At 47.6% G+C, this 14,831-nt stretch carries 11 protein-coding genes; all 11 read left to right on the top strand.

Going from position 1 to position 14,831, the window contains the following annotated elements; translation table 11 throughout:
- Positions 1 to 29 precede the first annotated feature (29 nt).
- The 11 genes from rsmH (at position 30) to murA (ending at position 14,798) form a co-directional block, all read left to right on the top strand.
- Complete coding sequence (gene rsmH / locus NST45_RS04230) at positions 30 to 983, top strand: 16S rRNA (cytosine(1402)-N(4))-methyltransferase RsmH (RefSeq protein WP_339824973.1); 954 nt, start codon at positions 30 to 32, stop codon at positions 981 to 983.
- Between the two features lie 23 nt (positions 984 to 1,006).
- Complete coding sequence (locus tag NST45_RS04235) at positions 1,007 to 1,399, top strand: septum formation initiator family protein (protein ID WP_036683668.1); 393 nt, start codon at positions 1,007 to 1,009, stop codon at positions 1,397 to 1,399.
- Between the two features lie 46 nt (positions 1,400 to 1,445).
- Complete coding sequence (locus NST45_RS04240) at positions 1,446 to 3,680, top strand: penicillin-binding transpeptidase domain-containing protein (protein ID WP_076316807.1); 2,235 nt, start codon at positions 1,446 to 1,448, stop codon at positions 3,678 to 3,680.
- A 79-nt stretch (positions 3,681 to 3,759) separates the two neighbouring features.
- Positions 3,760 to 5,685 carry a stage V sporulation protein D gene (locus tag NST45_RS04245; RefSeq protein ID WP_036683661.1) on the top strand — a complete coding sequence of 642 codons (1,926 nt, stop codon included), beginning with the start codon at positions 3,760 to 3,762 and terminating at the stop codon, positions 5,683 to 5,685.
- A gap of 55 nt (positions 5,686 to 5,740) precedes the next feature.
- Complete coding sequence (locus NST45_RS04250; RefSeq protein ID WP_038572864.1) at positions 5,741 to 7,228, top strand: UDP-N-acetylmuramoyl-L-alanyl-D-glutamate--2,6-diaminopimelate ligase; 1,488 nt, start codon at positions 5,741 to 5,743, stop codon at positions 7,226 to 7,228.
- Positions 7,225 to 8,631 carry a UDP-N-acetylmuramoyl-tripeptide--D-alanyl-D-alanine ligase gene (gene murF / locus NST45_RS04255; RefSeq protein ID WP_038572862.1) on the top strand — a complete coding sequence of 469 codons (1,407 nt, stop codon included), beginning with the start codon at positions 7,225 to 7,227 and terminating at the stop codon, positions 8,629 to 8,631. Before NST45_RS04250 ends, murF begins: the two co-directional genes overlap by 4 nt.
- Positions 8,632 to 8,652: 21 nt before the next feature.
- Entirely contained in the window at positions 8,653 to 9,618 is a 966-nt protein-coding gene (mraY, locus tag NST45_RS04260) for a phospho-N-acetylmuramoyl-pentapeptide-transferase (RefSeq protein ID WP_036683653.1), read from the top strand.
- Positions 9,619 to 9,621: 3 nt separating this feature from the next.
- Positions 9,622 to 11,043, top strand: a complete 1,422-nt coding sequence (murD, locus tag NST45_RS04265; protein WP_036683650.1) for a UDP-N-acetylmuramoyl-L-alanine--D-glutamate ligase — start codon at positions 9,622 to 9,624, stop codon at positions 11,041 to 11,043.
- 49 nt (positions 11,044 to 11,092) lie between these two features.
- Positions 11,093 to 12,190, top strand: a complete 1,098-nt coding sequence (spoVE, locus tag NST45_RS04270) for a stage V sporulation protein E (RefSeq protein WP_036683647.1) — start codon at positions 11,093 to 11,095, stop codon at positions 12,188 to 12,190.
- Positions 12,191 to 12,195: 5 nt separating this feature from the next.
- Positions 12,196 to 13,308, top strand: coding sequence for an undecaprenyldiphospho-muramoylpentapeptide beta-N-acetylglucosaminyltransferase (gene murG / locus NST45_RS04275; RefSeq protein ID WP_094902341.1), 1,113 nt, complete (start codon positions 12,196 to 12,198; stop codon positions 13,306 to 13,308).
- 206 nt (positions 13,309 to 13,514) lie between these two features.
- Positions 13,515 to 14,798 (top strand): UDP-N-acetylglucosamine 1-carboxyvinyltransferase, encoded by a 1,284-nt coding sequence (murA, locus tag NST45_RS04280; protein WP_036683642.1) that lies wholly within the window; start codon positions 13,515 to 13,517, stop codon positions 14,796 to 14,798.
- Positions 14,799 to 14,831: the final 33 nt, after the last annotated feature.

A 14,831-nucleotide genomic window follows, 5' to 3' on the forward strand; every position in this document is an offset into this window, starting at 1 on the left:
TAACGAATACTGTCCTGGAGGGATGCAGCTTGTTTCACCACATCACGGTGCTTAAGGAAGAAGCGACAGAAGGGCTGCACATCAAAAAAGACGGAATCTATGTAGATTGCACTCTCGGTGGAGCGGGACACAGCTCACTTATCGCTTCCAAGCTTAGCGGCGAAGGCCGTTTAATCTGTTTGGATCAAGATGATTGGGCTTTGGAGAACGCAAAAGAAAGATTAGCGGAATACGGAGACAAGGTTGTGACTATTAAGACTAACTTCCGTGATCTGGAGAGTGTACTTAAGGATGTGCCCTTTGTGCCACAAACAGATGGTATTCCCCAAGTAGATGGAGTGCTCTTTGATCTTGGCGTATCCTCTCCCCAGTTTGACGAAGGGGAACGAGGCTTTAGTTACAATCATGATGCTCCGCTGGACATGCGCATGGATCAGTCAGCATTTTTGACGGCTGCTGAAATTGTGAATACATGGTCCGAGCAGGAGATTGCCCGTGTTCTTTTCCAATATGGAGAAGAGAAATTCTCGCGGAGAATCGCTAGAAAAATTGTAGACAGAAGAGAAGAAGCTCCTATTGAGACAACAGGAGAATTAGCAGAACTGATCAAGGAAGGTATCCCAGCAGCTGCTCGAAGAACAGGAGGGCATCCCGCTAAACGTAGCTTTCAAGGATTAAGGATTGCTGTGAATGACGAATTGGGTGCTTTTGAAGAAGGGCTACATAGTGCAGTACGTTGCCTTGCACCAGGAGGCAGAGTATCCGTCATCACCTTTCATTCGCTCGAAGACCGAATTTGCAAGCAAATTTTTAGCAGCTATTTAAGCAGATGTACATGCCCGCCTGACTTTCCGTTTTGCGTATGCGGCGCGAAAGGCACGCTTAAGTTAATCAATCGTAAACCGCTTGTGCCTTCTGAAGAAGAGCTTGAGCTTAATACCCGAGCCCGCTCAGCTAAGCTGCGCATTGCAGAAAAATTGTAATTGACGATAAAGGAGAGTCAGAGATGGCCTATACCCGCGGCAATTTAGCAGTTCAGCCCAAAAGAAAAGAAGAGGTAAACCCCCTTTACCGCGAGAAGACAAAAGTAGTTACCAGACGAAGAGTACTTCCGCTGCAAGAGAAACTTTTGTATATGCTGACGCTAGGAGTATGCGTTCTGGTGGCGATCACCCTGATTTCACGTTACGTCCAAATTTATGATTTGAACTTGCAGGCTCAGAAATTAGATCAGGATATTGCAACAGCTAAGAAGCAGATTTCTACGTATCAGATGGAAAAGCAGAATCTAGAGCAGAAAGTCGCCCAAAAAGCACGGGATCTTGGTTATGTGTCTCCGGATGAGAATGCAACAATCTATATTCCGGCAAGCTCGGCAACGACTCCAGGTGATAATTAGTGAGCGATTGGCAAGATCGCAATAAAAAAAGTTGTGAGGTTCGCTTATGCTGAAAAGAATAAAACTTCGCACGCTGTTTATAGGAGGGTGTATTACCCTCTTTTTTCTTGTTTTGATCGTTAGAGTGTTCTGGATTCAAGTTATGCAAGGTGAGGAATGGCAGGAAAAGGCCGCCACACTTTGGGCGCATACCTCAACTATCAAAGCGGAGCGAGGTACGATTTCTGACCGTAACGGAAGTGTGCTCGCTAGCGATGTCCCTGCTTATACCGTGGTGGTGAATCCTGAAGTGATTCAACAACAAGGCATCGGGGAAGAGGTCATTACAGGATTACACGAATTGCTCGGCAAACCAGAGGATGAGCTGCGTAAGTTGGTTGAAGCCAAGGACGAAGAGACGGGTGCTTACCTCAAGAACCGTGAAATTCGTAATGAAGGCTGGAAGATTGATCAGGAGCTTGCCGATAAGGTGAAAGAATTTTATGTAGCCCTAGGTAAAGAACATAAAATTCAAGAGACCGGTATTGGGCTTGTTAGAGAGCAGAAACGATATTATCCAAAAGATGAATTAGCTGCACATATCTTAGGTTATACAGATAGGGACGGCAATGCTATCATGGGACTGGAAAAATACTTTGATACGGAGCTTAAGGGTGCCGATGGCAAGCTGCTTTATCAAAGTGACGGTCAAGGGGTAAAATTGCCGGATTCACAAGATACCTATAAGCCAGTAGTAAATGGAAGTAATTTCAAGCTTACAATCGATAGTACGATCCAGCATTATATAGAAGAGGCCATGCAAAAGGCGTATGCGCAATATAAGCCAAAAAGTATGAGTGTCATTGCTGCTGATCCGAACACGATGGAGATTTTGGGATTAGCCAATATGCCTACCTATAATCCAAATGAATTTTGGAAGACCGGGGCCGATGGGGCGGGATTCTATAATCATGCTATTAAATCTAAATACGAGCCTGGTTCCACTTTCAAAATTGTAACGCTTGCCGCCGCAGTAGAAGAGAAGCTTTTTGATCCTGTTGCGACATTTTTGTCCGGGTCCATCCGGATAAAGGGATATAGTAAGGCACTGCATGATATTAATCATGCTGGATGGGGGCAAATCAGTTTTCTTGAAGGTGTGAAACGTTCTAGTAACGTTCTATTCGTTAAGCTATATGAAATGCTCGGACAGGACAAGCTATTACAGTATATCAATGATTTTGGCTTCAATGAGAAAACGGGAATCGATCTGCCAGGAGAAGTAAGCGGGGTCGTTAACCCTAACCTTGGACGTCCTATAGAAATTGCGACACTCGCATATGGACACGGAAAAGTGCTAGTAACCCCACTTCAGCAGCTCGTTGCCGTATCTGCTATCGCTAATGGGGGGAAGTTGATGACTCCGTATGTAGTTAAGGAGGTCACAAACCCTAACACTGGTGAGACAAAGGTTACTCAGCCTAGTGTAGTGCGTCAGGTGATTGATGAGGAAAGCGCCAAGAAAACGGGTGAATATTTGGAGCAGGTTGTTGCTGACCAAGTAAAAGGAACAGGCCGCAACGCTTATATTGACGGCTATCGCGTGGCAGGAAAGACAGGAACGGCTATCAAGGTTGAAGGTAAGGATTATGTGAAATCCAAAGTACTTGTCTCCTTTATTGGTTATGCTCCTGTTGATGATCCAAAGATCGCTGTTATTGTCATTATTGACGAACCTAACGTTGAGGTTGGCGGCGGTAAGGCAGCTGCTCCAGTATTTAAAGAGATTGTATCCCAGTCTCTGCAATACATGGGAGTACCTAAGCTGGCGTCTGAGGCTAGTGATAGCAGCAGCAAAAAGCCGGCTAAGACTGAAACAGTCGCACTTCGGACTACACCAGATCTAACAGACAAGACGATGAAGGAAGCAAGAGAAGCACTTTTGGATCAAGGCTTCGATTATGTAGTGGTCGGAGAAGGATCTGCTGTAGAGAGTCAATATCCTGAGGCAGGTACGAAGCTTGCTACAGGGCAACGGATCTATTTATTAAGTCCGCAGGGGGCTCAGCCTACCATTCCAGATTTAAAAGGGGAATCCCTGCGTGATGCACTTGAAATTCTAACTCTACTAAAAGTAGAGATTGCGGTAGACGGAGAAGGTTACGTCTCAGAACAGATTGTAGGAACACAAAATGGCAAGACCTTGGTCACTTTGAAAATGAAGCCATTAAATGATTATGGCGAAGATATTCCCGTGGCCCCGCCTGCTGATGAGGGGACAGATTCCGAGAGCGGAACATAGCTTGTTCTAACCCCTGTTTGTCCCGAATAGTCATGAAGATAAGAGCTCATGTCTATTGTTGAAAGTGGGGGAGAACGGAATGAAGGTTTCCAAAGTCGTAACACGGCGGAGAATGCTGTGGACATTGCTGGGACTGGCAGTGTTATTCGGTTCGCTGGTCGTGCGTCTTGCGTATGTGCAATTATCTCAAGGCGAGGAATTGACTGCGAAGGTAGAAGATTCCTTGCGCCGCAATATTCCTTTTACCGCTAAACGTGGTGAAATTATGGATCGTGAAGGTGTGCCGCTCGTTTCTAATATCACCACACCTACAGTGTATGCAGTACCGGTGCAGGTAAAAGAGAAGCAAAAGACAGCACAGCAATTAGCTCCACTGCTTGGGATGACTGAGGAGAAGCTGATGACATTGCTGTCCAAAAAAGAAATGTCGGTGAAACTTCAGCCCGGCGGCCGCAAAATTACGATGGATCTTGCCGCGAGCATCCGTGATTTGCAGCTGCCGGGCATCGTTGTCGCTGAGGATAGCAAAAGATATTACCCTTACGGCGATTTAGCCGCGCATATTTTAGGCTTTACAGGTATAGATAACCAGGGTATTACAGGAGTAGAGAGTATATATGACAATCTGCTCAAAGGCATAGCCGGCAATATTTCTTATTTGTCTGATGCAGGCGGAAGACTTATGCCTGGCTCATCTGAGAAATATTCTGCCCCTCAAGACGGACTTAATCTGGAGCTGACGATTGATAAACAGATCCAGTCCATTATGGAACGTGAGCTGGATCAGGCTATGGTAAAATATCAGGCGCAGGGTGCTTGGGCTATAGCTATGAATCCGAAGAATGGTGAGATACTTGCCATGGCTAGCAGACCGGGGTATGAACCAGCATCATACAAGGAATATGATGCGCAGATTTACAACCGGAATCTGCCTATCTGGATGACCTATGAACCTGGTTCAACGTTCAAAATCATTACTCTGGCTGCTGCGCTGCAGGAAGGTAAAGTAGATCTTCAGAACGATCATTTCTATGATCCGGGTTTTATCGAGGTAGCGGGCGCAAAGCTGCGCTGCTGGAAAAAGGGCGGCCACGGTAGTCAAACCTTTTTACAGGTAGTTGAGAACTCCTGTAACCCTGGGTTTGTCGCCTTAGGGCAACGGCTGGGAAAAGAATCACTTTTCAAATATATTCGTGATTTTGGTTTTGGCAGTAAAACGGGAATTGATCTGAATGGGGAAGCTAATGGCATTCTGTTCAAGCTCAGTCAAGTAGGTCCGGTAGAGCTTTCGACTACAGCCTTCGGCCAAGGGGTTTCGGTTACGCCTATTCAGCAGATAGCTGCGGTATCCGCAGCTATCAATGGTGGCAATCTCTATAAACCACATGTAACAAAAGCATGGGTTAACCCGGTTACGGGAGAGACTGTATCAGAGGTGAAGCCAGAGCTTGTGCGGCAGGTCATTTCGGAGGAAACATCCAAGAAGGTGCGGGCAGCACTTGAGAGCGTGGTTGCCAAAGGCACAGGACGGCCGGCTTTTATTGACGGCTATCGTGTAGGTGGCAAGACGGGTACTGCACAGAAGGTTGTAAATGGACGTTATTCTCCAACAGAGCACATTGTTTCTTTTATTGGCTTTGCGCCAGCGGATGATCCTCAGATCGTTGTGTACACTGCCGTGGATAATCCGAAAGGGATTCAATTTGGGGGTGTGGTTGCAGCTCCAATCGTGCAAAATATTTTGGAAGACTCGCTGCACTATATGAAGGTTCCGGAGCGCAGTGATCAGCTTCCCAAAACTTATAAGTATGGCGAAACTCCGATAGTGACCGTACCTGATCTTACCGGAGCAACGGTGCAGGATATCTATGAGGATTTAAATATGAATTTTAATCTTGCACGTTCAGGCACAGGAAATACGGTCATCAATCAAGCTCCTAAGGCTGGGGCCAGAGTAGAACAGGGCTCAACCATCAGGATTTATATGGGAGCATCTAGTGAATAATGATTTAGGTATAAGGTTTCAGCTCGTATCCGAAAATGTAGAGTGAGGGATTACTATGAAAGTTAACGAATTATCTGCTTGTCTTGCTACTTCGCAACTATACGGGGATGGAGATGTGGAGATTACTGATCTTCAGACGGATTCCCGCCGTGTAGGCCCGGGAGATCTATTCATCTGTTTGCCTGGCCACACCGTGGACGGGCACAAATATGCGCCGCAAGCAGTAGCCTCCGGAGCGGCGGCTATTGTATGTGAGCACAAGCTGGAGCTTGATATCCCGCAGATTGTTGTGGATGACTGCCGGTTTGCGATGTCTGTCATGTCGAATGCTTTCTTTGGCTCACCTAGCAGCCGGATGAGAATGATCGGGGTGACGGGCACAAACGGCAAAACAACAACGACTTATCTCATTGAGCGGATTATGCAGGATCAGAATATGAAGACAGGTCTGATTGGAACGATTCAAATGCGCTATGACGGCAAAAGCTACCCTATGTCAGGCACAACTCCGGAGTCGCTAGATCTGCAGCGGTCCCTTCATGATATGGCTTCCAAAGGTGTGGAATGTTGCGTAATGGAAGTATCCTCTCACGCACTTCAGCAAGGACGTGTGAAGGGTGCGGACTTCCGTACGGCAATTTTTACGAACTTAACCCAAGATCATCTGGATTATCATCATACAATGGAGGAGTATCGGGCGGTTAAAGGGCTCTTTTTCTCCAGATTAGGAAATGTGATCTCTCCGTGGAAGGAAGAACGCAAATATGCGGTGTTGAACGCGGATGATGAAGCCAGTCAATATTTTGCAGCCCAAACTGCGGCGGAAGTGATTACATATGGCATTGATAACAACGCTAATGTCCGAGCTTCGCAAATATCGATCACTGCAAAAGGAACTTTTTTCCATGTGGATACGTTTAAGGGGAAGACGGACATTTCGCTCCGTATGGTTGGAAAGTTCAATGTCTACAATGCACTCGCGGCGATTACAGCTGCTTTATTGGAAGATGTCTCTCTGGCTGATATCAAGACTAGTCTTGAGGCAATCGATGGTGTAGCTGGACGGGTGGAGTCAGTGGATGAAGGTCAGGAATTTGCTGTTATCGTTGACTACGCACATACACCAGACGGGCTAGAGAATGTATTAAAGACGGTCTGCGAATTTGCTACCGGCAAAGTGCTTACAGTGTTTGGCTGTGGCGGAGACAGAGACCGGACGAAACGTCCATTAATGGGGAAGATCGCTGCACGATATAGCGACATGGTATTCGTAACTTCTGACAACCCTCGGACGGAGGACCCTCAACTAATCTTGAAGGATATAGAAGCAGGACTAGTAGAGGATGGAGTCACCTCTGACCGGTATCATATGATTGTTGATCGCCGAGAAGCTATCGGGAAGGCTATTGAAATGGCAAGCCCTGGCGATGTAGTATTGATTGCGGGGAAAGGTCATGAGACCTATCAACTGATTGGCGGAGTGGTTCATGATTTCGATGACCGCATCGTCGCTAAAGAAGTTATAAGGGGCCGAAACTATTGATTACAAGAACGCTTGAAAATATTGCTGCCATGTGCGCAGGGGAACCTGCTGCTGTCGAAGCTATGAATACAACCCTTACGGGAGTCGTTACCGACTCCCGTAAGATCACACCCGGCTGCCTGTTTGTGCCTCTATCTGGAGACAAATTCGATGGTCACCACTATGCTGCCGCAGCACTGGCTGCTGGTGCTGGCGCAACCTTGTGGCAACGCGATAAAGGACCGGTACCTGAAGGTGGCGGAGTTATTATTGTTGAAGATACGCTGGAGGCTCTCCAGAAGTTGTCCGCTGCTTATCTGAAGGAAGTGGCTCCGCAGGTTGTCGCTGTTACGGGCAGCAACGGGAAAACAACAACAAAAGATATCATTATGTCTCTGCTTGAAGTGCAGTTCAAAGTGCACAAGACAGCGGGGAATTTCAATAATCATATCGGTCTTCCGCTTACTATTTTATCCATGGCTGAGGATACAGAGATCGCTGTACTTGAAATGGGGATGAGCTCGCGGGGAGAAATTGCTCTGCTGGCTTCTTTGGCTGAACCTGACGTAGCGGTAATTACTAATGTAGGCGAGTCGCATTTACTGCAGCTGGGGTCACGTAAAGAAATAGCCCGCGCCAAGCTGGAGATTGCCGAGGGGCTGAAGCCGGGGGGACTGCTGATTTATAACGGTGACGAACCGCTGCTGACTGAGGTAATGCAAGAGTCCACTTTTAAGGCTCCAGAAGGGATGAGAACCTTCCGTTTTGGTCTAAATGAGGATAATGATGATTATCCAACAGGGATGATGTCCCATACTGGTGGCATGACGTTCACGTCAAGCCGTCATAAGGAACATGCTTTTACATTACCGCTGCCAGGTCAGCATAACGTTGTTAACGCTCTGGCTGCACTAGCGGTTGCTCGTCATTATGGGGTTACGGAGCAGAATATGAAGGACGGTCTAAGCAAGCTCAAGTTGACGGGCATGCGGATTGAAGTGATTCGGACTTCCTCCGGACTTACGCTTTTAAACGATGCTTATAATGCCAGCCCTACTTCTATGAAGGCGGCTATAGATGTCCTGCAATCTATGAAATGCAGTGGCAATAAAATCGCTGTGCTCGGGGACATGCTGGAACTTGGGCCGGAGGAAGTAGAATTTCATCAAGAAATAGGCTACTACCTTGACCCTTCATTAACTGATTTTGTATGTACTTACGGACCATTATCCGTTCATATTGCCAAAGCAGCAGAAGAGAAATTCGGCAAAGAGCGCGTAAAAGCTTTTACAGATAAAGCGGAACTAACCGCTGTCCTTCTAGAGAAATGCAGTGCTAAGGATATTGTTCTATTTAAAGGATCAAGAGGAATGAAGCTCGAGGAAGTGCTTCAGAGCCTAAATAAAGATATTCAACAGACCTAAATCATTGGAGGGGGTGTACCCATGGATTATCAACTATTGTTATTGACTATTGCTGTTTCCTTTATCCTTGCGGTCATTGCCGCTCCGCTCTTCATTCCGCTTCTGCGCAGGATGAAATTCGGACAGCAGGTGCGAGATGACGGACCGCAAACCCATTTGAAGAAAGCGGGAACGCCGACTATGGGCGGTATCGTGATTATCGTAGCTTTTACCTTGTCTTATCTGAAATTTTCTGTGGTGAATACAGATTTTTACGTACTGCTCGTAGCTACGCTTGGTTTTGGATTGATCGGGTTTTTGGATGACTATATCAAAATTGTATTTAAGCGTTCCTTAGGGCTCACAGCACGTCAAAAGTTATTTGGACAGCTGCTGGTTGGTGCTCTGATGTGCGGTCTTCTGATTTATGCCGGACACAGTACAAGTATCAGCGTACCAGGTACTGATTTCAGCTTTGATTGGGGTGGCTGGTTCTATTATCCATTCATCATTATTATGATGATGGCAGTGACGAATGCCGTTAACTTTACAGATGGAGTCGATGGACTGTTGTCTGGTGTCAGTGCCATTGCCTTGGCCGCATACGCGGTGGTGGCAATGCAAGCTACGTCTATTGCGGCAGGTGTATGTGCTGCGGCAATGATTGGTGCTGTATTAGGCTTTCTTGTGTTCAATGCCCACCCTGCTAAAGTGTTTATGGGGGATACGGGTTCGTTTGGTATTGGTGGTGCTATAGGTGCTATTGCTATTGTCACGAAGAGTGAGCTGCTGTTTCTCATCATAGGCGGTGTCTTTGTAATTGAAATGTTATCCGTTGTGATTCAAGTGGTTTCATTTAAAACCCGTGGCAAACGTGTATTCAGAATGAGCCCGATTCACCATCATTTTGAGCTTGGTGGCTGGTCGGAGTGGCGTGTGGTAATTTCGTTCTGGGCGGTTAGTTTGGTGTTGGCTGCTGTGGGACTATTTATTAGCAAGGGGTTGTAGAGAATGAAACATCCAGATATGTATCGTGGTGAAGAAGTTGTGGTTCTTGGGCTTGCTAAAAGCGGTGTCCAGGTGGCTAAAGTGCTGCATGAACGCGGCGCTATAGTTACGGTTAACGACAAAAAGGAAAGAGATCAAAGTCCCGAAGCTTCCGAATTGGAATCTTTGGGAATTTGTGTTATATGCGGCGGGCATCCGGAAGGACTTATTCATGAAGGTGTAAGTCTGGTAATCAAAAATCCAGGCATTCCTTATTCTGCGCCCCCTGTACAAAAGGCAATTGAGCTTGGAATTGAAGTGGTCACAGAGGTAGAGGTGGCTTATCGACTTTGTGCAGCGCCGATGATCGGCATCACAGGCTCCAATGGCAAGACGACAACGACGACCTGGGTAGGCCATATGCTGGAAGCTGCGGGAATGAACCCTATAGTTGCGGGCAACATTGGTACGCCTCTTTGTCAGGCTGCACAAGAGGCTACAGAGGATAACTGGATGGTGGTCGAGCTTAGCAGCTTTCAACTCAAAGGTACGGAGACCTTCCGGCCAAAGATAGGCTGTCTGCTGAATATTGCAGAGACTCATCTGGATTATCATGGAAGCATGAAAGATTATGTGGATTCCAAAACCAAGCTGTTCGCTAATCAATTAGCTACGGATACAGCAGTGCTGAACTGGGATGATCCTGTCTGCCGGGAACTTGTGCCCTATGTGAAGGCTTCGATTCTTCCATTCTCCTTGTTTGAGGAGCTGCCTCATGGAGTATTTGTTAGCCCGTCCTATATTACGGGGCAAGATGATGAGCTGAAGCGCCACATTATCTATCGCGAATCTGCGGACAAGGAAACGATAATCGCGGATGTGGATTCCATCGCTCTTCCGGGTCGCTTTAATGTGGGGAATGCGCTGGCTGCCTGTGGAATTGCTATTGCCGCTGGAGCTGACCCCTCTCTATTAAGCGAAGTGCTTTCTTCTTTTCGTGGTGTGGAGCACCGCCTGGAGTATGTAGCTGATAAGGCTGGAGCCGCTTATTACAACAATTCCAAAGCAACGAACTCCAAAGCGACAATTACGGCTTTGACATCGTTTCAGCGTCCGGTGGTATTGATCGCTGGCGGATTAGACCGTGGCTCCGATTATATGGAGCTGCTGCCTGTCCTGAGCGGACGCGTCAAAGCTTTGGTGGCGTTAGGACAAACCAAGGACAAGCTAATAAATGTAGCACAGCTGGCAGGATTAAAGCAGATTATCTCCGTCGATAATGGGGAGAGCGCCGCCGCCGTGCTGCAAGCAGCTGTGCGGGAAGCTTCCGCTCTGGCGGAAGAAGGAGATATCGTTCTCCTGTCTCCTGCATGTGCTAGTTGGGATATGTTTACATCCTATGAAGAGCGCGGGTGTATTTTTAAAGAGGCGGTGCATAACCTTTAAGTAGGGGGGTGGATAAGCCCCTACTACGGATGCAAGAGGTGTGCTCCTGATGAACAAAACTCGTCATGCTCCCGATATTTGGCTGCTGATTCCCATTCTTTCTTTGCTGGTGATCGGCATGGTGATGGTATACAGCGCCGGATCTGTCTTGGGCTTCCGCAATTATGGAGATTCGTTTTACTTTGTAAAGAGGCAGCTTTTGTTTGCAGGACTGGGACTTGTTGCAATGTTTGTTACAGCGAATACAGACTACAAAGTGTTAAAAAAGCTGGCTAAGCCGGCACTGATTGTCTGCTTTATCCTGCTCGTTATGGTGCTTATTCCCGGCATTGGTGTAGTTCGCGGGGGAGCGCGCAGCTGGCTCGGAATCAGCTCCTTCGGGATTCAGCCCTCCGAGTTCATGAAGATGGGGATGATTCTATTTCTGGCGAATTGGCTGGGAAAAGAAGAGTATGATATCACCTCCTTCACTCGTGGCTTACTTCCACCGTTAGCGCTTATCGGATCAGCCTTTGCACTGATTATGCTCCAGCCGGATCTGGGTACAGGTACCGTTATGTTTGGCGCAGCCTTGATGATGGTCTTTACAGCTGGGGCAAGAATGAAACATCTACTCTCACTAGGAGTAGCTGGCGTGGCTGGGTTTGTTGCTTTGGTTGCCGCAGCACCTTACCGGTTGCAGCGGATAACCGCTTTTCTTGATCCTTGGTCCGATCCCCTCGGTGCAGGCTACCAGATTATTCAGTCGCTATACGCGATTGGCCCTGGAGGGCTTGGGGGTCTCGGACTTGGAATGAGCCGGCAGAAGTACAGTTATGTACCTGAGCCGCAGACCGATTTTATTTTTTCTATATTGGCCGAGGAACTGGGGTTTATCGGTGGTTTGGCTGTGTTGATCCTGTTTCTTATTCTAATCTGGCGCGGAATGAAGGTGGCGATGAGTCTGCCTGACCGTTTTGGAAGCTATTTGGCCGTTGGCATCGTCTGTATGGTGGCTGTGCAAGTCATTATTAATATTGGTGTGGTCATCGGTCTAATGCCTGTAACAGGCATCACACTTCCTCTGATTAGCTATGGAGGTTCTTCGCTTACACTGATGTTAACCTCCCTGGGCATTCTATTGAACTTATCCCGTTATGCGAGGTGAAAGACATGCGTATCGTATTAAGCGGCGGAGGCACGGGTGGTCATATCTATCCCGCAGTCGCTGTTGCTAGACAACTGGAAGCAGAAGATAGTGAATCTACCTTCCTGTATATTGGTGGAACGCGTGGCTTAGAGAGCAAGCTTGTTCCCCAAGAGAATATCCCTTTCAAATCTATCGACATCACTGGCTTTCGGCGCAAGCTGTCCATGGACAACATCAAGACGGTGATGCGTTTTTTAAAGGGCGTTAAGGCTTCCAAAGAAATGTTAAGAGAGTTTAAGCCTGATGTTGTAATTGGTACAGGCGGTTATGTATGTGGTCCGGTCGTTTACGCTGCATCCCGGCTGGGTATCCCAACCTTGATCCATGAGCAAAATGCTATCCCTGGTTTAACAAATCGTTTTTTAAGTCGTTACGCGAGTACAGTGGCCGTAAGCTTTGAAGGGACAGAATCTGCTTTTCCGGGGAGCAAGCACGTAATCTACACAGGTAATCCTCGGGCAACGACGGTTACTACGGCTAGTCCACAACGGGGGTTTGCCTCGCTGGGCATTCCGGATAACAGCACGGTTGTTTTGGTTGTTGGCGGCAGTCAAGGGGCTAAGGCTATTAATAAAGCCATGATTGAAATGGCCCCATTTGTGGGTAAGGGTAATGGTGTTCATTATGTTTACGTTACAGGTGAGCCTTATTTTGAGGATACCCGTGCTGAATTGCGTCAGAAGCTGGGTAGCACACCGAACTGGCTGCATGTCCTACCTTATGTTCACAATATGCCGGAGGTCTTGGCTTGTACCTCCTTAATCGTAAATCGGGCGGGGGCATCCTTTCTCGCTGAGATTACAGCGCTGGGTATTCCTTCTGTACTTATCCCTTCTCCTAATGTGACGAACAATCACCAAGAGGCGAATGCAAGACAGCTGGAACGCGAAGGGGCCGCTGTGGTGCTGCTTGAGAAGGATTTGAATGGTAAGGCGCTTTATGAAGCTGTGCAAGCAATCATTGGAACTGAAGCTGTACGCCAAAAAATGTCCGAGGCTTCCAAACGACTGGGCAAAAGGGATTCTGCTGCCATTGTCACTAACGAACTCCGAAGACTAGCCGGTAAACAGTCTTAAGCCATTTACCTTTGAGAGGTATTTTCCTTATTGGCAGCTCTCTGTCACACACTTGGAGGAACGAACATAGGATAATCCTATAATCGTGACAATCACCCAGAACACTTCCTAACCTGAAAGGTAGTGCAGGATAATCTTGTACATTTCATATGACCTTGTATCGGAAGTGTTTGTGGTGGGTGAGCGGTAATCTCGGAGGTGATACATTGGACAAATTGGTGATTGAGGGTGGAAGTCCCCTGTCAGGCACCATTCGTATCCATGGAGCAAAAAATGCGGCGCTGCCGATTCTAGCGGCAAGCCTGCTGGCCGAAGGAGTTCACTCACTGCATAATGTGCCGAAGCTGCTGGACATCGAGACTATGCTAGACATCTTGGATCGGCTGGGCTGCAGGTGCGTGCATCAAGAGGATACGGTGACGATAGATACGTCAGCCGTGGGGACATCTCATGTACCTGAGGATTTGATGCGGCAGATGAGATCTTCCATTTTTTTAATGGGACCGCTGTTATCCAGATTTGGTGAGGTAACGATCTATCAGCCTGGTGGCTGTGCGATCGGGGAGCGTAAAATCGATCTTCATTTGCAGGGTCTTAAAGCACTGGGGGCGGAGATCGAGGAAAGCAACGGACGAATATCCTGTCGGGGCTCAAAGCTTGTAGGGAGTGATATTCATCTCGACTATCCAAGTGTTGGAGCCACGGAGAATATTATGATGGCTGCCGCCAAGGCAGAGGGGACAACGACGATATCGGGAGCAGCAAGAGAGCCGGAAATACAGGATCTACAGCAATTTTTGAATAGTATGGGTGCTCAGATTATCGGTGCAGGCACGGATACCATTACGATCCAGGGTGTCAAAAACTTATATCCCTGTACGTACGAGGTAATCCCAGACCGGATAGTGGCTGGAACTGTAATGATTGCTGCGGCAGCTACACGTGGGAATGTGACCTTGACACATACGAACGCCGGGCATCTGACTTCGCTTATTCATGTGCTTAAGCGGGCTGGTGTTCAAATCACAGTATGCAATGATATAATTAATGTCAGCTGCATGGGACGTCCGCGTGCGGTTGAGAGAATCGTAACCTCTCCTTATCCTTCTTTCCCGACGGATCTGCAATCTCAGGTCATGGTGCTGCTGTCGCTCGCCGATGGTTTTAGTGTGATCAAGGAAACGGTGTTTGAGGGACGGTTCAAACATGTGGAAGAAATGGCCCGGATGGGTGCTGACATCTCTATCGATTTGAATCGTGCGTTTATTCGCGGCGTTCAGAGATTGTATGGTGCTACTGTGGAAGCTACTGATTTGAGGGCGGGTGCAGCTCTGGTCATTGCCGGGCTTGCTGCACAAGGGACTACGGTCGTTGAGCAAGCGCATCACATTGACCGTGGTTATGATGGAATAGAGAAGCTGTTTCAGAAGCTTGGCGCGCGTATAAGCCGTAAGGTGCCTGTAACGGATCCACTTGATTTGGCCAATTAAAGCTCCCTGTCTCCTTCCAGATCTCTCAGAGAA

Source organism: Paenibacillus sp. FSL R7-0163 (genome assembly GCF_037969975.1).
Taxonomy (GTDB): domain Bacteria; phylum Bacillota; class Bacilli; order Paenibacillales; family Paenibacillaceae; genus Paenibacillus_AQ; species Paenibacillus_AQ odorifer.

Coding starts and splice junctions, on each gene's coding strand:
- mraY (WP_036683653.1), top strand. CDS start 8,653: ATGGATTATCAACTATTGTTATTGACTATTGCTGTTTCCTTTATCCTT.
- NST45_RS04235 (WP_036683668.1), top strand. CDS start 1,007: ATGGCCTATACCCGCGGCAATTTAGCAGTTCAGCCCAAAAGAAAAGAA.
- NST45_RS04245 (WP_036683661.1), top strand. CDS start 3,760: ATGAAGGTTTCCAAAGTCGTAACACGGCGGAGAATGCTGTGGACATTG.
- NST45_RS04250 (WP_038572864.1), top strand. CDS start 5,741: ATGAAAGTTAACGAATTATCTGCTTGTCTTGCTACTTCGCAACTATAC.
- murD (WP_036683650.1), top strand. CDS start 9,622: ATGAAACATCCAGATATGTATCGTGGTGAAGAAGTTGTGGTTCTTGGG.
- spoVE (WP_036683647.1), top strand. CDS start 11,093: ATGAACAAAACTCGTCATGCTCCCGATATTTGGCTGCTGATTCCCATT.
- murG (WP_094902341.1), top strand. CDS start 12,196: ATGCGTATCGTATTAAGCGGCGGAGGCACGGGTGGTCATATCTATCCC.
- NST45_RS04240 (WP_076316807.1), top strand. CDS start 1,446: ATGCTGAAAAGAATAAAACTTCGCACGCTGTTTATAGGAGGGTGTATT.